This is a genomic window from Pseudanabaenaceae cyanobacterium SKYG29 (assembly GCA_025055675.1).
Classification (GTDB): Bacteria; Cyanobacteriota; Cyanobacteriia; order Pseudanabaenales; family Pseudanabaenaceae; genus M5B4.
Genome location: JANWWT010000003.1, coordinates 181,519 through 205,625, shown reverse-complemented (window position 1 = coordinate 205,625; position 24,107 = coordinate 181,519). Strand labels below are relative to the sequence as shown.

General features: G+C 46.7%; 20 protein-coding genes and 1 pseudogene. 15 read left to right on the top strand and 6 right to left on the bottom strand.

Annotated features, from left to right (window positions below):
- The first annotated feature begins 145 nt into the window (after positions 1–145).
- Genes NZM01_07255 through NZM01_07230 form a run of 6 tightly spaced genes read left to right on the top strand, consistent with a single transcriptional unit; the run spans position 146 to position 6,240 of the window.
- Complete coding sequence (locus NZM01_07255) at positions 146–904, top strand: ABC transporter substrate-binding protein (GenBank protein ID MCS6959830.1); 759 nt, start codon at positions 146–148, stop codon at positions 902–904.
- 31 nt (positions 905–935) lie between these two features.
- Positions 936–3,137, top strand: coding sequence for a TonB-dependent hemoglobin/transferrin/lactoferrin family receptor (locus tag NZM01_07250; GenBank protein ID MCS6959829.1), 2,202 nt, complete (start codon positions 936–938; stop codon positions 3,135–3,137).
- A gap of 9 nt (positions 3,138–3,146) precedes the next feature.
- Positions 3,147–4,181 carry a TonB family protein gene (locus NZM01_07245; GenBank protein ID MCS6959828.1) on the top strand — a complete coding sequence of 345 codons (1,035 nt, stop codon included), beginning with the start codon at positions 3,147–3,149 and terminating at the stop codon, positions 4,179–4,181.
- Between the two features lies 1 nt (position 4,182).
- Positions 4,183–4,839, top strand: a complete 657-nt coding sequence (locus NZM01_07240; GenBank protein MCS6959827.1) for a MotA/TolQ/ExbB proton channel family protein — start codon at positions 4,183–4,185, stop codon at positions 4,837–4,839.
- Entirely contained in the window at positions 4,826–5,230 is a 405-nt protein-coding gene (locus NZM01_07235) for a biopolymer transporter ExbD (GenBank protein MCS6959826.1), read from the top strand. The genes NZM01_07240 and NZM01_07235 overlap by 14 nt, the downstream gene beginning before the upstream one ends.
- Positions 5,227–6,240: an iron ABC transporter permease gene (locus tag NZM01_07230; protein MCS6959825.1), complete on the top strand. Its 1,014-nt coding sequence runs from the start codon at positions 5,227–5,229 to the stop codon at positions 6,238–6,240. The genes NZM01_07235 and NZM01_07230 overlap by 4 nt, the downstream gene beginning before the upstream one ends.
- Here the strand turns inward: NZM01_07230 and NZM01_07225 are convergent.
- Positions 6,237–7,022 carry an ABC transporter ATP-binding protein gene (locus NZM01_07225; GenBank protein ID MCS6959824.1) on the bottom strand — a complete coding sequence of 262 codons (786 nt, stop codon included), beginning with the start codon at positions 7,020–7,022 and terminating at the stop codon, positions 6,237–6,239. The two genes, NZM01_07230 and NZM01_07225, sit on opposite strands and share 4 nt — an antisense overlap.
- A gap of 192 nt (positions 7,023–7,214) precedes the next feature.
- Between NZM01_07225 and NZM01_07220 the strand changes: the two genes are divergently transcribed.
- From NZM01_07220 to NZM01_07190, 7 genes and pseudogenes are all read left to right on the top strand, one after another.
- Entirely contained in the window at positions 7,215–9,326 is a 2,112-nt protein-coding gene (locus NZM01_07220; protein ID MCS6959823.1) for a hypothetical protein, read from the top strand.
- A gap of 166 nt (positions 9,327–9,492) precedes the next feature.
- Positions 9,493–10,464, top strand: a complete 972-nt coding sequence (locus NZM01_07215) for a site-specific DNA-methyltransferase (protein MCS6959822.1) — start codon at positions 9,493–9,495, stop codon at positions 10,462–10,464.
- A gap of 14 nt (positions 10,465–10,478) precedes the next feature.
- Positions 10,479–11,048: a hypothetical protein gene (locus tag NZM01_07210; GenBank protein MCS6959821.1), complete on the top strand. Its 570-nt coding sequence runs from the start codon at positions 10,479–10,481 to the stop codon at positions 11,046–11,048.
- A 95-nt stretch (positions 11,049–11,143) separates the two neighbouring features.
- A pseudogene (locus NZM01_07205) lies at positions 11,144–11,542 on the top strand (adenylosuccinate synthetase).
- 68 nt (positions 11,543–11,610) lie between these two features.
- The gene (locus NZM01_07200) at positions 11,611–12,831 is read left to right on the top strand and encodes an acetamidase/formamidase family protein (protein MCS6959820.1); all 1,221 of its coding nucleotides are present in this window, start codon (positions 11,611–11,613) and stop codon (positions 12,829–12,831) included.
- Between the two features lie 11 nt (positions 12,832–12,842).
- On the top strand, positions 12,843–13,109 hold the full coding sequence (locus NZM01_07195) for a zinc ribbon domain-containing protein (GenBank protein MCS6959819.1): 267 nt from the start codon (positions 12,843–12,845) through the stop codon (positions 13,107–13,109).
- A gap of 2,313 nt (positions 13,110–15,422) precedes the next feature.
- The gene (locus tag NZM01_07190; GenBank protein ID MCS6959818.1) at positions 15,423–16,007 is read left to right on the top strand and encodes a hypothetical protein; all 585 of its coding nucleotides are present in this window, start codon (positions 15,423–15,425) and stop codon (positions 16,005–16,007) included.
- Between the two features lie 495 nt (positions 16,008–16,502).
- Here the strand turns inward: NZM01_07190 and NZM01_07185 are convergent, their stop codons facing one another.
- From NZM01_07185 to NZM01_07170, 4 genes are all read right to left on the bottom strand, one after another.
- Complete coding sequence (locus NZM01_07185) at positions 16,503–17,162, bottom strand: thioredoxin family protein (GenBank protein ID MCS6959817.1); 660 nt, start codon at positions 17,160–17,162, stop codon at positions 16,503–16,505.
- Between the two features lie 10 nt (positions 17,163–17,172).
- Positions 17,173–19,242 carry a protein-disulfide reductase DsbD family protein gene (locus NZM01_07180; GenBank protein ID MCS6959816.1) on the bottom strand — a complete coding sequence of 690 codons (2,070 nt, stop codon included), beginning with the start codon at positions 19,240–19,242 and terminating at the stop codon, positions 17,173–17,175.
- 43 nt (positions 19,243–19,285) lie between these two features.
- On the bottom strand, positions 19,286–19,519 hold the full coding sequence (locus NZM01_07175) for a hypothetical protein (GenBank protein MCS6959815.1): 234 nt from the start codon (positions 19,517–19,519) through the stop codon (positions 19,286–19,288).
- 1,018 nt (positions 19,520–20,537) lie between these two features.
- The gene (locus NZM01_07170) at positions 20,538–22,595 is read right to left on the bottom strand and encodes an NAD(P)H-quinone oxidoreductase subunit 5 (protein MCS6959814.1); all 2,058 of its coding nucleotides are present in this window, start codon (positions 22,593–22,595) and stop codon (positions 20,538–20,540) included.
- 196 nt (positions 22,596–22,791) lie between these two features.
- Here NZM01_07170 and NZM01_07165 point away from each other — a divergent pair, with 196 nt between their 5' ends.
- Together NZM01_07165 and NZM01_07160 are read left to right on the top strand one after the other, a co-directional pair.
- Positions 22,792–23,070: a YiaA/YiaB family inner membrane protein gene (locus NZM01_07165; protein MCS6959813.1), complete on the top strand. Its 279-nt coding sequence runs from the start codon at positions 22,792–22,794 to the stop codon at positions 23,068–23,070.
- 93 nt (positions 23,071–23,163) lie between these two features.
- Positions 23,164–23,451, top strand: a complete 288-nt coding sequence (locus NZM01_07160; GenBank protein ID MCS6959812.1) for a YiaA/YiaB family inner membrane protein — start codon at positions 23,164–23,166, stop codon at positions 23,449–23,451.
- 29 nt (positions 23,452–23,480) lie between these two features.
- Here NZM01_07160 and NZM01_07155 read toward each other — a convergent pair whose 3' ends face one another.
- The gene (locus NZM01_07155; protein MCS6959811.1) at positions 23,481–23,996 is read right to left on the bottom strand and encodes an inorganic diphosphatase; all 516 of its coding nucleotides are present in this window, start codon (positions 23,994–23,996) and stop codon (positions 23,481–23,483) included.
- Between the last annotated feature and the right edge of the window lie 111 nt (positions 23,997–24,107).

Here is a 24,107-nt window from a genome sequence, read left to right as displayed (position 1 = left end):
ATAACTTAAGAATAACTTTTAATAACTTATGAAAGTAAGCCACTTTTCGCGCAGGGGGTCTCTACTGGTTTTAGGGGGTCTTGCTGCGGTCTTCATTGATTTCACTCCCTCTAGGACAGGTTTTCCAGCAGCAGCCCAGGGAGGGGTGAATAGAGTTGTGGCTTTGACTTCTCTGACAGCAGATATTTTACAGAGACTAGATGGCTCTAAGCTGGTAGGAGTGCCTGGAAGTCAATTATTGGCTAATAATCCTGATTTTCGCAACAAGGTCAAAGTTACAGAGGGACGAGCACAGCCAAACTTGGAGCGGGTTCTCTCCCTTAGACCTGATTTGGTGATTGGGGCAAAGGGGTTCCATGACCAAGTGGCGGTGCGCTTACAACGATCGGGCATTAGCACTGAATTAGTAGATGTAGATAGCTGGACAGCCCTGGAACAAGTGACAAGAGACTTGGCAAGCAAGGTAGGGGCAAATCCAGAACCGTTGTTGAGTCAATACCGAGCGTTATCCTTGCCTAAACCTAGTCAGTCTCCTAGTGTGATTGTGATAGTTAGCCGTCAGCCGATTTTGAGTCCTAATCGCAATAGTTGGGCAGGGGCGATGTTGGAGCGTTTTCATTTGCGTAATTTGGCTGCTGATATACAAGGTAAAGCGCCTGTGGAGGGTTATATCACTCTGTCCCCCGAACGTCTGTTACAGCTCAATCCTGATACTCTGATTGTCGTGGAGTTTGGTGAAAATGTACTGGCTCAGCTACAAAACCAATCATTTTGGCGCAACCTCAAGGCAGTGCAACAAAACAAGGTCTATCAAATGGACTACTACGGTCTGGTGAACCCTGGTAGCATCGACTCGATCGTTAAAGCTAGTCAAAAGCTGCAAGAGATTGTCAGTGGGAGGTGAAAAGTTGCATTTATTCCTATGGAGTGCACACATGAGAAACCTATTTTTTGCACTTTTGGCTGTCCCGATCTTTAACTTACCCGTGTTAGCACAAGCGGATGACATTGAGATAACTGTGACAGGCACACGATCGCCACGGGATGTACAGGATGCCCCAGGGTCGGTGACAGTGATCGAGCGGGGTGAAATTGAACGGGGTAACGTCAACAATTTACGGGACATTATTCGGGAAGATTTAGGGGTGTCAATCAGAAAAAGTCCCCGATCGGGATTGCAAAATTTCAACATTCGGGGGATTGAGGGAAATCGAATTCTGTTCCAGGTAGATGGTATTCGTCTACCCAATGAATTTACCCTTGGTCCCTTTGGTACAGGCAGGGATTTTGTTGACTTGTCTACCCTCAAAGTATTAGAAATTCTCAAGGGTCCTGGTTCGGCTTTGTATGGTTCTGATGCTATTGGAGGGGTATTAACTTTTACTACCGTTGATCCCAGTGACTTATTAGCAATTACAGGTAAAGATAGCTACATTAGTGCTAACACCAATTACAACAGTGCAGATAGTGGCTTTAATAATTCAGTAGCAGTGGCTACAAGGGCAGATAAGTTAGAATTTGCTGGCATTTATACCCGCAGGGATTTTCGGGAACTGAACCGCAACGGTGATCCTCAATTTAACGATCGGCAGACAGGTTCTTCTAATAACTATTTGGGCAAGCTAGTCTACAGATTTGATGCTAAAAACAGCTTGAAATTGACGGCGGAAGTGTTGAACCGATCGACCTTTACTACCTTTGCTCGGGCTAACTTACCAGAGGAGACGGGGGGTGCTGTAGTTGTACAAAGCTTGACTTCTGATTTCAAGACTAATAGGACTAGATTGAGTTTGGATTATGACTTTGACAATCCCGATGGGGGATTTATTAGAACTGCTAAAATACAAGCCTTCTACCAGGATGCCAATACTCCTGAATTCAATGTGGAGGATAGATTAGTTGCTCCTACAGGTGCTCGTCCTGGTACGCCCCCTAGTCAACTAGCCAGTAGAATTGGTTTGAATGATTTTACCGATCGGATTTATGGTGCTAATTTACAACTGCAGAGTAGTTTTGCTACAGGAACAGTTAATCATTTACTCACCTATGGACTGGAGTATTCCCAACAGAAAAATACTAGACCCAGAGAGCGGGAACAGATAAATAGAGTGACAGGGGAGCGCACCCGCAATCTTATTCCTGAAAACTTCCCCACTAAGGATTTTCCTGACTCTGATACCACGCGGTTTGCTCTGTTCTTGCAGGATGAGATTAGTTTCGGTAACATCAGTATCATTCCTGGGCTACGTTTAGATTTTTACTCCTTAACTGCTACGGCTGATGAGGATTTTTTGCGTAATTTATCACCGCCCCCTGCTAATTTTAGCTCCAGTAATCTATCCCCTCGTTTTGCTATTCTATGGAAACCCTCACAAGACTTTACTATTTTTGGACAGTATGCTAGGGGATTTCGAGCACCCCTTTATGATGAAATTAATAGTGGTTTTGCTAACACATTGTTTGGCTACCGAGTTATACCTAATCCTGACCTCAAGGCAGAGAGTAGTGATGGTTTTGAATTAGGGGTAAGGGGCAGATTTCCCCAGGGGAGATTCTCCCTGGTAGGCTTCTACAACACCTATGACAATTTCATTCAAAGGTTTGTCAATACTGGCTTGGAAAATATACCTGGATTTCCCCGTCCATTTATCAGATTTCAGTCGCAGAATGTGGCTAGTGCTAGAATCTATGGTGTGGAATTCAGTGGGGAATATCGCTTTTCTAACCAACCAGGGGGATTCAGTTTGTTCGGGGGGTTAGCCTATGCTGTAGGTGATGACCAAACTAATAATCGTCCTCTCGGTACTATCAATCCTTTCAAGGCTAATGTGGGTCTGCGTTACCGTGCTGCTGATAATAGTTGGGGGATAGATTTAGTAGGTACATTTGTTGGTTCACCCCGTGTACCTTTGGATACCCAATTGTTTGTCCCCGCTGGCTATACTCTGGTAGATTTAACGGGATATGTTAACTTTACTCCCCTTATATCTCTAAATTTTGGGGTCTACAATCTGTTTAATCAAAAATATTTTGAATACAGTGACCTGCGTACTTTCCCAGCAGCGGATGCGGCTAGAGTCGATCGCTTAGCCCAACCTGGTACTAACGTGGCAGTAAGTTTGAATGCTAAGTTTTAGGAGGTGGTCATGTCTAACTATACTCTGTGGTTAATAGAAAAAAAACGATCGTTGCCCCTTAAAAACTTGGTCTGGGGAATTCCTATTACAATTGGTCTGAACGCCACTTTGTTTATTGGTATTGCGTCAGCTATCAGAGAAGTTCAGCCTGTAGTTGTAGCAGATATACCAATTGAGATTGTTGTTTTAGAAGAAGAGAAGCCAGACTTACCAAAACCTGAGTTAATTGAACCACCACCGCCAGAACCCCAGCCTGTAGCTGCACCAAGTTCCCCCGCCTATACACCACCTTCTGTACCGAGTTCTCCTGCAAAAGTAACTTACACACCACCTTCCGTACCGAGTTCCCCTGCAAAAGCAACTTACACACCCCCGCCAGCGTTATTCCAGCCTCCTGCTCCCAAGGAGCAACCAAGGATGGTACAACAACCAGAGGAGAGGAAACCGACACCTTTACCCCCTGCTCCCCCTGTAATGACAAGTACGACTGAACCAGAAGAAGAAGCTCCTGCTCCCTTTGTGCCTCTTGTCAGTTCGGCAAATCAAACCCAAGAACCTGAGTCCCAGCCTGGGAGTCTCACCGAGCAACCCGCCCCTGTGGCGAAGGCACCACCTGTAGAAGCTTTGCCCGCACCTGTGGTACCTAAAGTGGAGTCCACTTCTCCACCGCCAGAAACGCCTAAGCCAGAACCTGTGCCAGAGGCAGTCTTACCAAAGGAAACAAAACCCTATGTGCCTGAGGAAGAAAAACCGCGGGAAGATGGAAAAGTTACTTGTGTTAGCTGTGAGAAGCCTAGCTTTCCTGCTGGTGCTAAAGAAAGGGGTTTGCAGGGACAGGTAAGACTAAGTATTGATGTTGCACCCAGCGGGGTAGTGGAAGATGTACGCTTGCTGACTTCTAGTGGTCATCCCGAATTAGACCAGGCGGCAATGGAACAGGTAAAAAGGTGGCGGTTCACTACTTCTACTCAGGGGAAGAAAGGTTTGTCAGCTAGGATTAACTTTGAATTGATAGATCGGGATAGAAGAGCGGGGACTAGATAGTATGTGGCAGACAACGATCGATTTATTTCAGAAAGGGGGTCTGGTTATGTATCCCCTCTTACTCAGTTCTTTGGTGGCGATTGTTTTAATTGTAGAACGCTGTCTTTTTTGGTGGAAAGTTGCCAGAAGGCAGCAGCGGGTAGTGCGGGAAGTGTTGCGCTTGTATGCAAGTAGCAAAGATAAGGCAATAAAAAAATTAGAGTTGGAACTGGACTTACCGATCGCTCGTATTTTTCTCACAGCCTTGGAGTTAGATTACCCTGATACAGAGGAGTTCAAGATTGCCCTAGAAAGTGCTGCTCAAGCGGAAATTCCCATTTTGAAACGCTTTAACACAATCTTTGACTCCATCATTACTCTGGCACCTTTGCTGGGGCTGCTGGGGACGGTGACTGGCTTGATGAACTCCTTTGCCTCCCTGCGCTTTGGTGATTTTTCTGGGGAGCGGGCGACAGTGGTAACAGGGGGTATTAGTGAAGCCTTGATCACAACAGCCACAGGTTTAATTATTGCCATCTTTACCGCCTTTTTTGCTAACATGTTTCGTGGTTTCTACCAAAGGCAAATTTATCTCATTCAGGAGTATGGTGGTCAGTTGGAGTTGATCTTTCGCCGTTATCATTGCAAAGCAGGAGTGAGTAACAATGCGCTTACCTGAAGAACCAGAACAACCTGCAATTATTAATGTCACTTCTCTGATTGATGTTACCTTTGCCATCTTGGCGTTTTTGGTTATCTACTCTTTGTTTTTATCGCCTAACTTAGGTATTTCTCTCAATTTACCCCAAGCTAGGACGGCTAGGACTCAAACTTCCCAGCGGCTGCTTCTCTCTATCTTGCAGGATGGTAAAATTATGTTGGAAGATAGAGAGGTCAAACTCGATCGTTTAGCCGCAGTTCTGCAACAAAAGAAGGGACAAAACCCTGAGCTATTGGTTTATTTACAGGCAGATGAAGCGATCGATTATGGGCAAGTAGTGAGTGTTATTGATGTTTTGCGGGAAGTAGAGGGGGTCAAAATGGCATTGGCAACGAAGAAAAAGCAATGAAAAAGAATCCGACGGTTTATCTGAATTCATCACAATCAAACTCCCTCAAGCAGTGGTCTGCTCTATGTATTACCCTCCTATGTCTGCTAGGAGTAATTTTGTTGGGCGTAGGACTAGGCTCTGTGCCGATTTCTCTAGCAGAAGTAGTGCAGGCTTTGTTTAGGCGAGGGGAAGAGTTAAACCAAACGATCGTGTGGGATTTGCGGCTGCCCAGGGTCTTGCTGGGAGTCTTGGTAGGAGCGGCTTTGGGGGTAGCAGGGTCATTGATGCAGGGAATGCTGCGCAATGGTCTGGCGGATCCATTTCTATTGGGCATTTCGGCGGGGGCGGGCTTGGCAGCAGTTGTGCCCCTAGTGCGGGGTTTCATGTTGAGCTGGGTGCCCTTGATTGCCTGGGGAGGAGCGATCGGGACGACGGCATTAGTCTACGCTCTCTCCTGGAGTGCCAATGGTATTTCGATTCCCAGGTTAATTCTAAGTGGAGTAGCAGTTAGTGCTTTCTTTGGTTCTTTGACTTCTATGCTGTTGTTGTTTGCTGATGAACGAGTACAGGTAGCTCTCAACTGGCTAGTGGGCAGTCTGAATGGCAGAGGCTGGGATGAAGTCAATGTTGTGGCTGTATATATTGGGATTGGTATTTTGCTGAGTATATCCCTAGCTAAGTTCTTGAATCTGTTGAGTTTGGGGGATGAACTGGCAGTTAGTTTGGGTGTCTCCCTCAAGTGGATGCGCTTGGGCATTGGTCTGACCTCAGCAGGTTTGACAGCGGCAGCAGTTAGTGTCAGTGGTTTGATTGGCTTTGTCGGTTTGGTCGTTCCCCATCTAGCTAGATTGTTGGTGGGCAAAGATTACCTGTGGGTCGTTCCTATGTCAGGGTTGGTCGGTGCTCTGCTCTTGACGGGGGCTGATACCCTAGCGCGCTTGGGCAGTGTAGAGTTACCCGTAGGAACGGTTACAGCTTTGATCGGTGCCCCTTTCTTTGTCTGGTTGCTAGCAAAACGATCGAGTTAACTTTCTACCGCTCCTCCCAGGACAACAATTTGTTTACCTATGGGTGTGTCCATGCAGACAGAATCAATATTGAATACTGCCCTCAGGTTCTCTTTGGTCAAAACTGTATCCACAGAGCCGACAGCGTATAATCGTCCTTGATGCATCAAGGCTACCCGATCGCTATAGCGCATTGCTAAATTGATGTCATGTAAAACTGTGACGATCGTGAGGTGGCGTTGAGATTGTAACGATCGGAGTAAGTCCAAAATTTCTAGTTGGTAGTGAATATCTAAAAAAGTAGTGGGTTCATCTAGGAGGAGAATATCCGTATCCTGTGCCAAAGCTAGGGCTAAAAACGCCCGTTGTTTTTGTCCACCCGATAGTTGTTCTACAGGCCTGTCCTGTAACGGTAAGAGATTTGTTTGATAGAGAGCTTCCGATACTTTACTTTTACCTTCCCCATCTAATTCCCATTGCCACCAACTTTGGTAGGGATTGCGCCCTAAACTCACCATCTGCTTGACAGTCAAACCTTCAGGCATAGGCGGAGACTGGGGTAACAATGCCAATTGCTGTGCCACTACTTTGGGAGCTTGGGTGTGAATACTTTTGCCATCTAGAAGGACAACACCACCCTTTGGTGCCAATACACGGCTCAGTAACTTCAGCAAAGTCGATTTACCAGAGCCATTGGGACCCAAAATAGTTAACCACTCACCGCTATTGATTTGTAAATTTATACTCTCCAGTACTACGCTATTGCCGTAACCTCCCCGCAGACCAATCGATTGTAAAATCATCTACCTCTCCAGATTATCTTCCTAAATTTTAGGGGAACTCACAGCATTAGAACCAACAGCGTTGAACTAGAGATACTGTCCCACACAACCAACCAGCCTTATCAGCATTCGGGAGTAAGATTAAAAAAAACGATCGGATTTGCAGCAACTACTCTACTGGGAATTACAATAATACAAAATGAGAATCTGAACATGAAACTCTACTGGCAAGCCAAGATATGGGGATACTTGCACGACCCCGTCTTGAAGCCGCTGCATACCAATGCGGGGAGAGGGAAAGAAGGGTCATGGAAGCAGTTAGCCGTGATGGCAGGGTGGCAGGAACCTGGTGAGTGGCTAAAAAGTGCAGACTACATAGCTTCTGCCAGCGATCGTTCTGCCATAGGTAGTTTGAGCACATCCCTAGATTATGATCACCAAGGGCTAGAAATAGTTCACCTCCTATCAGGGGCGAAGCAGGCTTGGCAAATAGCGAATACCCAACATCAAGAATTAATAAATAAAGATTACCAAAAACGGAGCGATGACTTATTTGCTATTGAAGCAGAGTTAATACCCCAGGCTATCAAAGAAGCTCAGGACGAACGCCTGGTGCATTGGTGGTTATGGCGGTGTCTGCCGGAAAAAGCAATGCAGAAATTTGGCGAGAACACCTACCTCATGCCCGCAGAAACCAGGATTCCTGATGCATCTATCTGGAGTCACCTGAACTTAACCAGCGCCCTAGCAGGAGCATTGCAGGGTTATGACCAGAACAAAACCCGTCCTTACATCGCTGCCTTCACTTTCAGTCCTGTGCAAGAGATGATTAAAGCTAGTCGTAAAATGCGGGACTTTTGGGCAGGTTCATGGATACTGCATTATCTATCAGCGCGGGTGTGTTGGGCGATCGCTTGGAAATATGGTGCAGATGTTTTGGTTTATCCTAGCTTATATGCACAGCCGTTGATTGACTATTGGTTGTTACATGGTTTGGATGGATGGGAAGGCATGTACAATCATCCTACCCGCAAAGAGTGGGAAGTAATTCGGGAGCCTTCGCCGAGAGCCTTATTAACTGCAGGGTTCCCCAATGTCATAGTAGCCTTACTCCCCCAAGACAAAGTGACAGATGCCATGCAAATGGCAAAACAGACTATGCAGGAAACTTGGCAGGGACTGGCTGAGCAAGTCTTCCAAGCCATAAAAAAAGAACATCCCAGATGGATGGGAGAATTAGGCACTGATAGTCCGCTATGGCAACTGACCATCAAACACCATTGGCAATATTATTGGGCATCTTTGCCGCTAGGCGATCCACAACAAGAACTACGTAGTAAAGAAGATACATGGCGCATGGCACAGAATAGTTTTTACGGATTGCCAGAGCCACCAAGAAAGTCAGACGAGGATGAGGCAAAGAAGTGCATGAAACTGGACACCCAAAGTGATAACATTACCAAACCAGAACAGACAGACAAAGATAAAGCAAAGAGCTGGGGGTTATTTCTACCCGCAGAAGCAGATTTTTTGAAAGAGGCGGCAGAGCTACGAGAACAAAAGTGGGAGAAACCAGCTTACAAAGCCAATGTTGGTTCATGGTGGAGTAGTGCCTTTGACCAACTGCGATACAACCTCCAAGCGGTCAAATCAGGGCGGGCATGGCAGCTACCAACGGCCTTTGGTGTGCGGTCTACCATATCAGGTATAGGTTCTGTGTTACATCCAGAGCCAAAAAGTCAGGAGGAAAGCATCAAAACCTATTGGCAAAAGAGAGTAGGTCTATTTGATGGTAGAGAAATGCTGAATGCTACAGAAGTAACAAAGAGGGGATTACATAAAGTGCTGACAGACCTATTCGAGCATGCCCTATCCAAGGACGAGAGCAGCATAGATAGTGCTTATCCTGACCTAACAGCAGGTGTAGCAGGCTATCTCAAGCAAAACGACCAAACTGTTAGAGACCATTACGTCAGATTTTGTCAGGAAATCATAGAGAAAGTTCCATTGGTGCAACAAATGGTGCAGCGTATGCGGGGTAGGTGGGGGATACCCTACGCAGATGAACATTTGCAACTCCAGCATCCTCGCCTGTTGAATGCCGGCTGGCTACTGGAAGATATAGACGTACCAGAAGAACAGTTGCAAACGATTAAGCAGCAAATCCAAGAAGTGATTAAGAAATACTACCCAGTCAACAATCCCTCTGATTGGTATGTCATCGCTGCCGGTGACGGAGATGGCATGGGAGAGTGGTTACAGGGCAAGAAGCTAAAAAAATACCATCATTACATACCCCAGAGGTTGCAGGAAAATTATAAATAAGAAGTAGAGAGGATTACAGATGACTTGGTTGACAAAGAAAAAGCCGTGTATGAAGCCTTTGTTCAGTTTATTACACAGCCATATACCAACCTCTCTGGTACTCCCAGAGAAATTAGTCTCCCCACTCGCAGGGGAAAACGATCGAAATGTGCAATAATATAGCACTATGAACAGACTACCACTTTTCCAGCATGCTCAGCCTATTGAAGCGCATTTTACATCGGACGCTGAAATTGTTGTCTCTCATGCCGATGTGAACGACATTGTAGCCCAGCTTCCTGACAAATCAATAACATTAATTGTGACTTCACCACCATATAACTTAGGGAAAGAATATGAACGCAAGACATCGATAGAGAAATACATAGAAAATCAGTCCCAGATTATTGCCCAGCTCTACCGTGTTCTGCGAGACGATGGTAGCATTTGCTGGCAAGTTGGCAATTTTGTCGAGAATGGAGAGGTTTATCCGCTTGATATACTCTATTATTCTATATTCAAAAGACTGGGAATGAGACTGAGAAATCGAATTATATGGAAGTTTGGTCACGGATTACATGCGTCTAAGCGTTTTTCCGGTCGCTACGAAACTATCTTATGGTTTACAAAGTCTGACAATTACATCTTCAACCTCGATCCAGTTCGTATTCCAGCTAAATACCCCGGGAAGCGTCATTTCAAGGGGCCAAATAAGGGAAAGCCGTCGGGAAATCCTCTAGGGAAAAATCCATCCGATGTATGGGAAATCGTGGCTCAGGATTGGGAAGAACTTATTTGGGATATCCCAAATGTGAAGTCCAATCATCCAGAGAAGACAATTCACCCATGTCAGTTTCCAATTGAGCTCGTTGAGCGTTGTGTGCTTGCGCTCACTAATGAACACGATTGGGTATTTGACCCCTATATGGGAGTTGGTTCTACACTAATAGCAGCGTTGATGCATCACAGGAGAGCAATAGGTTGTGATAGGGAGTCATCGTATGTCGATATAGCTCGCCAGCGTATTTTGGATTACTTTAATGGAACACTCTGCTATCGCCCCCTAGGGAAGCCTGTTTATCAACCAACAGGAAAGGAAAAGGTATCTCAGATTCCCGAAGAATGGAGGGATTCAGCCCAAACAAGCTTTCTAGAGTAAAGAGGTAAGCACAAATGAGAATTGCAGGCATTTATTCTTTTAAAGAAGGTGAGCAAGTTATCACATCCGAGTATCCACGTCAACTTGAGGAAGTTTATCAAGTTATTGCTGCTGTTGACAGTACCAGATATAAAACAAAAACTAGCCGCGAAAAGACTATGTCCGGTAGAAATTTATATAACCCTCGTGATTTAAATAGAGCCTTTGCAGAAGAATTTGACAAGCGTGGATGGAGAAAGCATAAAGTCAATTGTGAATATTCGAATCAGTACTATGTAGGTGGTTTCAAGCCAAAAGATCAACCAAAAACCGCTTTTCGAGAGATAGATTTCGTTAAATGTTGTTTGGGTGTTGAAGTTCAGTTTGGTAAGTATGCTTTCATGGTTTACAACGTTTGTGCAAAGATGACGATTTTTCATAATTTTGGCATAATAAGAGCAGGCATCGAAATAGTACCTATCAAGTGCTTTGCGGAAGAGATGTCCACTGGGGTTTCATATTTCGAACAATTTGTGTGGGATTTAGAGCATCGAGGTGTAGCAGACATTGATATTCCTGTTCTTATTCTAGGTGTAGCAGAGTAAATCTAGTTCGAGAAAAACCAGTGGGTATATTTAATCTATACCGACGATATTCCTTGAGACTTCCCACTTGCAGGGGAAAACGATCGATGGGAAACACAGGGCGGCGACGTTGCGGCTGGTTTGATGCTGTGATTGGTTGCTACGCGGTGCGGATCAACGGCATGGATTGCATGGCGATTACCAAACTGGATGTACTGGACGAATTGCCGGAAATTAAAGTCTGCGTGGACTATGAACTAGACGGTCAACGCACGTGCAATTTCCCCAACAGCAGTCGGCAATTTACCCGTTGTCGGACTATCTACGCGACGCTCCCCGGTTGGCAAACCCGGACGAGTCATTGCCATTCCCTGGACGAATTAGACTACCTGCAATTTTTAGCCAGCTAGATGGAAGTCCCCATTGCCATTGTTTCCTTGGGAGCCGCCCGGGAACAGACCATCATCGTAGAAGACCCGATTCACGGTCTCAAGCGGGCCTTGTTGCCGGTGTAAAGCGAGAGACGCTGAGTATCAGTCCAGTATCGGTTGCTACAGTGATTTGCCCTGTCCTCGATTAACCTATGAACACTTATTCAACAGGAGGAACTTGCCCCATGCCGCAAACGCTCTTCAAGGTGGACTTAACCAAGCCCATGACAGAGCAGGACGTCCCTGGTCACAATCGTTGGCACCCTGACATTCCGTCAGTGGTTTCGGTCAATCCAGGTGACACCTTCCGCATTGAATGCAAAGACTGGACGGATGGGCAGATAGGCAATAACGATGATCCCAGTGATGTGCAGGATGTAGACCTGACGGTGGTACACGTGCTCAGCGGTCCTATTTGGGTGAATGGCGCCCAACCCGGCGATATTTTGGTGGTGGATCTGTTAGATATTGGGCCGTTGCCAGGCGATGAATGGGGCTTTACCGGCATTTTTGATCGCAATAACGGGGGAGGATTTTTAACCGATCATTTCCCCAACGCAGCCAAAGCCATTTGGGACATTGAAGGCATTTACACATCATCGCGGCATATTCCAGGAGTGCGGTTTGCGGGGATTCCCCATCCGGGGTTGATTGGCTGTGCGCCATCCCACGAACTGTTGGCGAAGTGGAACGCTCGGGAAAAAGCCTTGGTGGAAAAGGGGGGACCGCCGTGGAAGCCAAAAATTCCCCCTCTGGCAGCTTTACCGAATTCCCAAAACGCTATCTTGGGAACGCTGCCCAAATCCGAGTGGGAAAGGGTTGCTATGGAAGCCGCCCGCACTGTACCACCCCGCGAACATGGGGGCAACTGCGACATCAAGAATCTCTCGAAAGGGTCGCGAATTTATTTCCCCGTTTATGTAGAAGGGGCCAAGTTATCTATGGGCGATATTCATTTCTCCCAGGGTGACGGTGAAATTTCCTTCTGCGGCGCGATTGAAATGGCGGGCTACATTGACCTGCATGTGGATCTGATTAAAGGGGGTGTGGAAAAGTACGGACTCACCAATCCCATCTTCAAGCCAGGGCCAGTGGAACCCCGCTACTCGGAGTACCTGGTGTTTGAGGGAATTTCGGTGGATGAATTCACGGGGGAACAGTACTACCTCGATGCCCATGTGGCTTACCGGCGCGCTTGTTTGAATGCCATTGAATACCTCAAAAAGTTTGGCTACACAGGGGAGCAAGCCTATCTGCTGCTCAGTTGTGCGCCGATTGAAGGTCGCATTAGCGGCATCGTGGACATTCCCAATGCCTGTTGCACCTTGGCTATTCCCACTGCCATCTTTGACCGCAACATCTTGCCGGTTTAGGAGTTGGACCCATGCCAGTGTATGACTTTCGTTGCCGTCAGTGCGGCGAGTTTGAGGTCTGGCGTTCGCTGTCAGAGATGAGCCTGCCAGTGTACTGCCCGACTTGCGGCGCGTCAGCTCGGCGAATTTACACGCCACCTGCCATCGCGCTCAACGGTCCATTGCGGCTGGACCGGCAAGAACAGAAAGAACCACGACTGGTTCGGCAAGAACGAGAGCCAGAAAAACCCCGCTTTCGCTCGTCCACCTGCGGTCGTCCCTGGATGATTGGCCACTAGATTTGCTGGCCTCATCTTCCAGGGTTAACTAGGGATTTGACTGCTAGTCATAGTTGAGTCATCTATACCTGTCATCCCATAGGTCGCTCGGCTTTCTCATCTTCTCTCTAACAAGCTAGATTGATTTAGCTATACCAACGGAAAAGTTAGACAGGCGAAGTTGATGAAGGGGAGCAAGTCCTCTTCCTAGTCCCGGTTAATCCAATTACTTCCAACACCCCAGCAGCAGAAATAGCTGTCAGATGTTTAGTTGAGCGTTTCGGTCGGCGTTTGCAAAGGGTCTATCTATCGTCGCCCCGACCCCAAAATTCCAACCTCCTCTACGACCACCCTCCATGGGTCGTAAAACGTGGGATTATGTCCGTCATGGGGTGGCTCACCATGGTATGTATGCTGACTTTCTAAAAGCGATGGAGATCCGAAGTGGAGAAGATGAACTCTGCTGAGCAGTTTGCCAGGATGTGGGAGAAGGCTGAGCGATTAAGCCGTTTTGTTGCTAATACACGCTTCCCACCTTGTTCTTCATGAGGTGGTGGCGTTACATAATAGGGAAAGCTGACAGTAAGGCTGCGCCCTTCGACCCGACAGACCATAAATAACCGTAAGTGACTTAGCTACACAGAGCCAATGCAGATTGGGCGATGGTGGGGCTGGTTTCTTCGGTCTCTCCACTCCCAGGGGAAAAAGATCGATGGGAAACCATAGCGCGAGAGCAGTTGCACATCAAAGACGAAGAAGCCGCCTCAACGGACGGCTCTAACGACAATGCCTAACTAGAACAGCTAGAACTCTCCACTCGCAGGCGAAAACGATCGATTGGAAACACGGCTTCCCCGGCCAGCACGCCTACGGCAGCTAACCCTCCCCACTCGCAGGGGAAAACGATCGATATCCCCCTGGCATAGAATTCTTGTCTCCTAGCTTCTGGAGGCTGCTTGGTGATACTAGCCCAAAAGTTTGGTTCCTCCTGTTCCAGTATCTTGCCCAAGTGTTTTGGTGGAACTTGTTCTCTAAGCCCTCTATGCTAATATGTTAGGGACTCGAAGAGTTCAGCTAACTTATGCTTAGTTCTTTGGTTACGATTGTTGTATTACCTAGAGAGAGATTTAGCACCATAGAGAGGTGTATAGAAAGTATATACAGATGCACACCTCGACCTTTTACCCTTATCTGTGTAGATGGTAACTACCCCTCGCCTTTAAAGCAGAGACTACAGATATTATCTAAGGTGTGTAATTTTCAGGTGTTACACTTTAACTCATTTCTTTATTACTCACAAGGTCGTAGATTAGTTGTTCCATTCTTGACAACTCCTTACACTTGTTTTGTTGATAATGATGTGATTGTCACGCCTGGTTGGCTAGATAGAATGTTAATCTGTGCCCAAGAGAACGGTGCAGGAATCGTGCCCCCTGTGATTTTGGAAGGGGAAATTGAGCAGGGAATTATCCATTCTGCTGGAGGCATCGCAGTACTTGAAAGGAAAGAAGACGGTGTTTTTATGCATGCCCATCAATTCTATTATCATAATCGTCTAGCAGAGGTTAGGTCATCCCTCCAGAGAGGGGCGTGTACATTAGCGGAACCTCACACTTTTTTGATTCGTACAGATTTACTGAAGCAGGTTATTGATGAGCAGATCCTCTGCTGCACCGATTATGTTAGTATCTCATTAGACACAACTATGGCAGGCTACTCAATTTACTTGGAGCCAGAGTCAATTGTGTCGTATTTAGCACCTCCCCCCTTTGAATACTGTGACCTTCCCTTCTTTCGGTACATTTGGAGTAGGGAAGCTGTAGAGAAAACGCTCGAAAGGTTGAGGGAGAAATATGACTTGAATCCAAATGATCCTTGGTTAGATTGCAAACGACAGTGGATGATCAATCATCTTAATCACAGTTTTCGGAGTGAGAACATTCTACCATCACCTGCTTTAATCTAGTACTTTGATCCCGTCTACGTAAGTGTTTTTGTTGTGTTCTCCCCACTCGCAGGGGAAAACGATCGATGGGAAACGAGGGTCAATAGTTTATACGCCTATTCCTGAGAAACAGCAGGAGAACAGTTTTGCATTTGATGTGTCCGAATAAAGTTTTTTGTGTGACTTTGTGACGTTAGTCTTTTTGATGACAATCATACACCTTTATTGATGGGGGTCACTGTCACAAATGGAACATCTTGAATAAAGTGAAATTAACCTGTTTGTCTATCCAAGAAAGCTCAGACGGTGCTCTCTACTGCTGTGCTAGCTGGGTTTTTAGTGATTTACAAACAGCTACTATTCACCAACAACTATATGGGAGAAACACTATGAGACAGAATCCAGTCAATCTTAGAAAACGCTTGACGCATCTCACTTTAGTTACAGCAACAACCACTCTAACATCAAGTCTAGTGTTTGCGCCATCTGCGTACGCTAGTCGTGATTACTGTTCTCTGTTAAATGGTCAATGGCATTTTGAGGGTCAGCCAGGACCAATTATCACTGAGTACGGTAGGGAATTTAAGGTGGATATGTCTGTCTATGGTCGACCTACGGCTACAGGGAAGTTTGTCAGCCCCAATCAAATTCAGGTGACTTTTCCTGATGATAAGACCTTTATCGGCACGTTGGACGGCATGGGTAATATCCGCTGGAATAACGGTACAGTATGGCAATCTCTCAACTTCGCTGGCAAGTGGAGGTATGAGTTAGTACCTGGGCCCATCGTGATGCAGGAGGGACGCAATTTAACTGTCGATATGTCAGCCTATCGGCGTCCGACCGCAAGGGGTACGCTGATTACCTCTAGCCAGGCTAGAGTGACTTTTCCCGATGACGCTACTTTTGTCGGCACACTAGTTAGTCCCAGTTGTATCCGCTGGTCGAACGGCACGGTGTGGACGAAGAAGTAGAGCCAGAACTTGCGATGCGCTAAATGACCAATAGGGGCGGGTTGTGGGCAGCCTGCCCTTTTCTCATCACAAATAGTGACTGGCGGTAAGAGATGTAAGCAGCATTGTCAGGTTTGGGATTCGATCGCAACTCCAACTCCTGTTGAACCGCTTGTTGCAGAGCGTAAAACCATAAAGGCTTGTGGGGTTAATCATCGCTAAGCGAGCACAGTCAGCAAAATTTCTCTCGTTTGAACCACAGTAATCGTATGAGTTAGAAAGAGCTTTGCCGCGCTCTACACTCGCTGGAAAAAAAGAATTGCTTGGAGAGCTGTCACAACTCAGAGGTCTAGTTCATCGGCTAGCACTCTTTGATGTGTTGTGAATTCAGTCGTTGTAATCTCTCTTCATTGGTAAGATTACCCAATCCTATTCCGATTAATTAGGGCAAGTGCTGAGTAGGAGAAAGTTAGTGTTACGGGGAGTAAGATACTCTCCTGACTCCCCAATTAAGCTCTACTTGCCGTACTTAACACTGCAACCATAGGGTTGGGTTGTAGCCACAGCAACAGGTCTGCCTGCCTTAATTGCTTCCAGGGCTTCACTGATATAGTTTCTTGCCCCTGCTACGTCATTTTTGTTGGCCGAGGGTTTGTCATCGATCGCGCCCATGTAAGCTAATTTGCCATCGGGAGCAATAATGAACATGTGAGGTGTGGTGCGAGCGCCGTAGAGTCTACCGAAAGTACCATCGGGATCAAGGATGACCGCTGTGGGACTGGCGTTGCGAGATTTGGTCAATTCATTGGCTTTAGCAGCATCCACAAATCCCTGTTGCCCAGGGGCAGAAGAAATTACTGAAAGCCAGACCACTCCTTGGGCGGTTGCTGCTCGCTGTAACTTTTGCATGTTATCCGTTTCGTAGTGCTTCTTGACAAAGGGACATTCGTGGTTAGTCCATTCCAGAACAACTGTTTTGCCTTTGAAGTCACTCAGGCTGTGCTTTTTACCATTGCTGTCTGTCACAGTAAAAGCGGGGGCAGGCGCACCTACTTTAACATCTGTTGCAGCTACAACATTGTCGGTCTTAAAAAACAGACTAAAACCAGCTATAGCCGCTAAGGAAGCAGGCACTACTGCTAGCGAGATCAAACTATTCTTGACATTTGTATGCATAATTTACTCCTTAAGATAGAGGTACAGCTTGTTCTAACGCTCCCTGCACTATCTCTGGTGTCAGGTTTTTGGGTAGGATTAATGGTTCTCCCCTATCCATATTAGCCCCATAGAGCAAGTACAGGGGGACACCACTGCTGCCATATTCTTGCAATGCTCTAGTGATCTCTGCATTCCGCTTCGTCCAGTCTGCCTTGAGGAGGATGACATTGCGTCGTTGAAATTCCTTAAGCACAGCAGGTTGAGAGAGGGTAGTCCTTTCATTGACCAGACAACTGACGCACCAGGCGGCACTAAAGTTGACAAATACCGGTCTGCCCTGCTCCCGCAAAGTGACTAGTTTTTCCCGTGAATATGCCTCCCACTCGATCGTTTTACTACCAGGGCTACTGCTAAAGGGCAGGAGAGATACACAGGCAGTCAGAGCGATGAGAGCACCGATCGTAGCGACCTTGCGCCCTAGAGAACGAGCTAGTTGGGCTTTACCGTAGAGCCAAGCGGCGAAAGCTAGCAGAATTAAACCCACCAGGGCACTCGCCAGTCCCTCTGTCCCCACCTGCACCGTAAACACCCATAACAGCCACGCTGCTGTCCCGTAGATGGGGAATGCCAAGATTTGGGGTAGTACCTCCAGCCATGCCCCTGGTTTTGGTAAGAATTTGTGCAAGAAAGGAGCAAAACAAAGGAGCAAATAGGGGAAAGCAAAGCCTAGTCCCAAGGTCAGTAAGATTGCCATAGATTGCCAGCCTGGCAACACCAAAGCGGCACTCACCGCCGTTGCCATAAAGGGAGCGCTACAGGGCGTAGACATCAACACTGCCAATACCCCCGTGAAAAATTCGCCTACTAACCCTGCTTTGCTTGCCAGACTTTGCCCCACGCCCATCCAACCACCGCCGATTACAAAAACCCCTGAGAGATTTAACCCTACCCCAAACAGTAGATAGGCTAAACACAAAACCACCAGAGGGGATTGTAACTGAAAACCCCAGCCCACCGATTGTCCCAACGATCGTAACAAAACCAAGGCAAACCCGATCATGCCAAAACAGGTCAACACTCCCCCAGTGAACGCTAATCCTTGCAGCCGGGCAGTGACAGGATGCTGTTGCGCAAGGGAAACGATCGATAACGCTCGCAAAGACAACACTGGCAATACACAGGGCATCAAGTTAAGAATAATTCCTCCCAAAAATGCTAGTCCGATCGCTTGCCCAAGGTTAGTAGTTTGAAGCTGAGAAGCAGGGGAACGATCGGCAATTACCGCCGTTGATAAGTCGGCTTTGATATGCCAGCCCTGCTTTTTGTCTAATGCGATTACTCCCTCTATGGTTGGTAGATCAGTTTGATAACCCCGTTCAAGGCGCAGAATCGGTCGGTTCTGACTAAAATCCAATTTTTGGGCAGCAGCATTGACAATTACCCCGTCCTGTAGGGGAAAGAAAGTAACTTCACTCTCAGGTTTTAAGGAAAGTTCTGGTATGCTGCTTAAATCAAGGAAGATTTCCCGATCGGTTGCGGTAAATTTTGCCGTCTTGTTTGTCTTTCGCGGTAAAGATTGACGAATCTGGTTAAACAGAGCCTGCTTTTCTGGATCAATCTTGGCATCTGCCACAGGTAAAGTAAGGGACAATACACCTGATTCCGGTATACATTCCTGTTCACAAATCAACCACTCTGCCTGCACTTGCAAAGTCACTGTATTACTCTCTATCGCAACGGGTGCTTCCAACTGTACAGGTAAGTAGACATCCCTTTCATAGCCAAAGTTCGCTAGGGGTAGGGGCGGAATGACAAACCTTTGAGGTGTGGGAAAGATAATATCACTAGCAGTAAAACCAGAGGGTAATTGCCAAGTTAGATTCGGTCTCATACCGGAATCCCCTGGATTTTGCCAGTATATATGCCACCCAGGACGCATTTGCCAACGCAAAGCTACCCAGAAGTTTTCCCCTCCCTTGATTGCATCTACTTCACTAACAAGGGAAACTTTGGATAGTTCCGTCTCGATCGGGTTAGCATGCACGGGTGCGCCAAACAAAGATAGTAATAGCAGGCATATACAGAATAACCTGACCATAATCTTTACTGTAGTCCTTTTACTATACTAACAGTTAGACGTTCTACCCTTGGTTATATTCCCTGTCATCCACAGTTCTTTCTATAACACTTGCCAGAAAGTTTAGGAGCTTGTCCCGATCGGCAGTAGTCCTAAAATATAGCTCATACTCTAATATCTCGTCACCATCTGCGAACTCAATAACAACCCCGATCGGTTTCTCAATTAGTACTAGGTTGTTAATTCGTCGTAAATCAAATTCCAGGCTAAGTGTATAGAAAATTTCCTTTGATTGCAATGAAGCTGTATATGACAGACGGTTGAAGATAATCTTAGTCTCTCGTGTGTCATTAGCAAAAATGAATAGGATAGAGTAAAAGACAACCGCAAACCAGATAGCAAATAATGAAGCAACAAGATAATCTGATATGGACTGTCTGACTGAAGAGCTATTCAAGTACAAGTACTGGAAAGTAAAAAATAGACTGGTTACTGCGATCATAAACAACGAATCTGGAAATATTCGCCAAGCTATCAGGACTAATAGGCTAGGAGTAGATAGTAAAAGGTCATTCTCCCCTTCTAGCAGCTCAACTTTAGTAATCTTGACTTTTTCAGGGAGTAACATGCCCCCATTCCTATAGCATTATTCAGCAGTTATAGTAATTTTATATAAAACGCTCTAATTACCCAAGATAGCCTGAAGTAGAGTTACAGTAGCAGTTGTGTGGAATATTCAAAATGTCTTACAGCGGCTCAGCAGAGCTGACCAACTTCTGGACTTAAGGGAAAAATAATCCCTTTTATTAAGAATGGCAATATGTTCAATTAGTCAGCCTCGAAAACTTTCACTTCAGCAATCAACTCAGTACTGTTCTCTAAGAACTTTAGAACTTGATCCCGATCGGTTTGTTTCTCAAAGACAATTCTGTACCATTTCTCAGTCTCTCTACCCTTGTTAGCTTTTTGAGCATCTGCAGCTCTGTAGTTTATTTCTATTTTGATGGGATTGGAGAATATGATCTGGGTTCGGTTATTTATATCAGTTATTGCTAGCTAACGGTTGACAAGGTCTGGTTTAAGCCTTTGACATACAAGCTCCTCGTAGTAGCCCCGATAGGCAAATATGGCTACTGGTACGACTGGCAGCGAAACAAGACCAAGAGTGAGTAACAAACCAACCACACTACGTTTAATAATAGTAGATAGAGATCGGGAAGAGGAGCTAATCAGATGGGAGTTGATTAACTCGACTTTGCCTATCTCCATCTGTGTTGCCACTTTCCCACTCCTAACCCCCAAATTACCTTTTTACGCTAGCTAGTGGCAGTAAACACAACTAAACCAAGAACTCCAATAAAAACAACCAAAGCATAGAACTGAGCACGACCACTCTCGAAATATTTGAGACCTTCACCCGTCAATAGCGTAACTAGACCCGTCAAGTTAACCACCCCATCTACAATACGGGCATCTACTTCTAATACCTGACGAGACAACCGCCGTGACCCCTGGACAAACAGAAATTCATAAATCTCATCAAAATACCACTTGTTCTTGGATAGTTTATATAAAGGCTCGATCGCTTTTGCCACCTTGTCGGAGTCAATTTTCTTCCAGGCAAACGTCAGGACAGCGATCGCAATCCCCACCACGGCAATCCCTACGGAACTGCCCGCCATTACCAAAAACTCCCTTAGCTCCTCCTGGGGTAGCATCTTAATTCCTTCCACCGCTTCTACTACTTCCCCTGGGGCATGGATGAACGACTCAAAGTAATTGCCAAAGGGCGTGCCAACCAAACCAATCCCGATCGAGGGGATAGCCAAACTCACCAAAGGCAAAGTCATTGTCCAGGGAGACTCGTGGGGCTTATCACTGTGATGCCCGTGTTCTTCCTTACTTTCATGGAGCTGTCCTTCATTGCTTTCGTGTGGCGAGCTTGTCGAGCCACCATTTTCCTGCTTAACAATTGCCACCAGGTGTTGGTCATTGCCCTTGAACTCACCCTCAAAAGTCATGAAATACATGCGGAACATGTAGAAGGCAGTGATACCCGCCGTGAGCCAGCCTACCAACCATAGAGCAGGGTTAGCATGGAAAGCCGCATCTAAAATTTCATCCTTCGACCAGAAGCCTGCAAAAGGTGGAATTCCACAAATTGCTAGAGTGCCAATCAGAAAAGTAATAGCAGTGACAGGCATGTATTTACGCAAGCCCCCCATTAGGCGCATGTCTTGGGCAGCAGCGGGATCGTGCCCCACCACCTCTTCCATACCGTGAATTACAGAACCCGAATCCAAGAAGAGCATGGCTTTGAAGTAAGCGTGGGTCATCAGGTGGAATAGCCCTGCACCATAAGCACCGACCCCCATGCCCATCATCATGTAGCCCAGTTGAGAGACCGTTGAGTAAGCTAGACCCTTTTTGATGTCATTTTGGGTAATAGCAATACTTGCCCCTAGAAAGGCAGTAAAGGCACCCGTCCAAGCGATCGTGTTCATTGCCCCAGGCAGATGCTCAAACACAGGGAACATCCGCGCTACTAGGAAAACACCTGCTGCCACCATCGTTGCGGCATGGATTAGCGCCGAAATCGGGGTAGGGCCTTCCATAGCATCGGGCAGCCACACATGGAGAGGAAATTGAGCAGACTTTGCTGCCGGTCCCATAAAGACCAGGATGCCAAACAGGGTAGCCAATCCCGCACTGATAGTACCGTTCTCCAGAGCTTGCTTAAGACCCGCCCCGATCGCTTCAAACTCAAAACTACCTGTGAGCCAGTAGAGTCCCAGCATCCCTAGGAGTAAGCCAAAGTCCCCCACCCGGTTAGTGACAAAGGCTTTTTGACAGGCATGGGCAGCAGCGGGTCGATCGTACCAGAAGCCTATCAATAGGTAGGAGCACATCCCCACCAACTCCCAGAAGATGTAAATCTGGACAATATTGGGACTGATTACCAACCCCAGCATAGAAGAGCTAAACAGACTGAGGTAGGCAAAAAAGCGGACATAGCCAGGGTCGTGGGCCATGTAGCCGTCACTGTAAATCTGGACGAGGAAGGCAACAGTAGTCACTACCACCAGCATCATGGCAGTCAAATGGTCAATCACAATGCCCATGCTGAGGTGAAAATCCCCTGCCCGCGCCCACTCAAACGTCCAGAGGTAGGGTTCATGCCCTTGGAGTTGACTTACCAAAAGTGCCACTGATAGAACAATCCCTGCACCCGTAGCAGTCAAAGTCAAGAGGGCAGCAAATTTTCTGAGTTTGCTAGTAAACTCACTGAAGGTAATCAGCCCCAATCCCAGAATCAGAGCTGCTGCCAGAGGTAATACAGGGATAAGCCAGGCGTAGGTGTAAGCCAATTCCATATCAGTTATTTAACCCACCGCTCTCCAGTGTACATCACCAGGTAGGTATGGTTACTTTTTTTCACGTTTCCCTTAGGAACTCAACAATTGTTGAAATTTTGCTTGGAGAGTGCCGGTCGCTAAACTGGCACAGGGGTTAACCCACTCCCCCTTGGTACTGCCTAGAGTAGGGATGTCAACTTAATTGACTACCACTATGAAACCTATTGTTTACCAAAAAGACACCAATGCTTGGATTCTGCAAGTTTGGGTTGCCTTTTTCGCAGCTACTAGTGCCACCGCGATCGGGATGGTTCATCTGCCTGTGGAACCTTGGGTAAAGAGCTACATAGGTATCGGGTATCTGTTTTCCCTGAGTGCAGCTTTCAATTTGTCCAAAACCGTCCGCGACAACCAAGAAGCTAGCCGTCTCACTGCCCGTGTCGATGAGGCAATGGTAGAAAAAATCCTCAGGGAAAATCATATGCTCCGCTAGGGACGGCTGCCAAACTGTCACATTGCCAAATGGCTATTGCCGATCGGTTACCTAAAATCAAGAATGTAAGTGTTGGATTGGAGGCGAACAACTATGATGAAACCTATTATCTACCAAAAGGATACAGCTGCTTGGATCTTCCAAGTCTGGGTTTCTTTCCTTATCTCTGTGGGCGCTACTACTTTCACAGTCATTGCTATTCCCGCAGAGAACAATTGGATGAAGGGATGTTTTGCCATCGGCTACCTCTACTCCCTCAGCTCTGCCTTTACTCTGGCAAAAACTATCCGCGATAATCTGGAAGCTAGCCGTCTCACTGCCCGTATTGATGAAGCGATGGTGGAAAAAATCCTGGCAGAAAATCACCCCCTACGGAACTAGTAAAACCCTAACCGATCGGGGGTCACTACTTATTGGGCTTTGGCTTTCTCGATCGCGTTAGCAATCAAACTATTGACGGCATCAAGCCCTTCCCAGCCGTGGATTTCAGTTACCTTCTTTTCTAGATTCTTGTAGGTGCGGAAAAACTCGGCAATTTCTTCCAGGCGGTGGGGAGCAACGTCATTGAGGCTCTTGTAGTGGTTATAGCGGGGGTCTTTTACTGGCACACACAGGAGCTTCTCATCCCGATCGCCGCTGTCTATCATAATCAGCATGCCCAGGGGACGCGCTGGGACAATGCAACCGGGGAAAGTGGGTTGGTCCATCATCACCAATCCATCGATGGGATCGCCGTCATCGCCCAGGGTATTGGGAATAAAACCATAGTCGTAGGGATAGCTAACGGAGGAGTACAAAACCCGATCGAGGGTGAAGGCATTTAGTTCCTTGTCGAATTCGTATTTATTTTTACTGCCAGCGGGAATTTCAATCACCAGATTGACCACCCCAGGCTTAGGTTGGGGCGGAATTAGCTTTAAGTCCATAACCACTCCATGCTAGACAATCTCAAGTATAGTGCCATAGCCCTCTTTGTGAAACCGAACTGGCGATTTCTTTGCTATTTTGTAGAGATGAATGGGGTATTATTGCTGAAG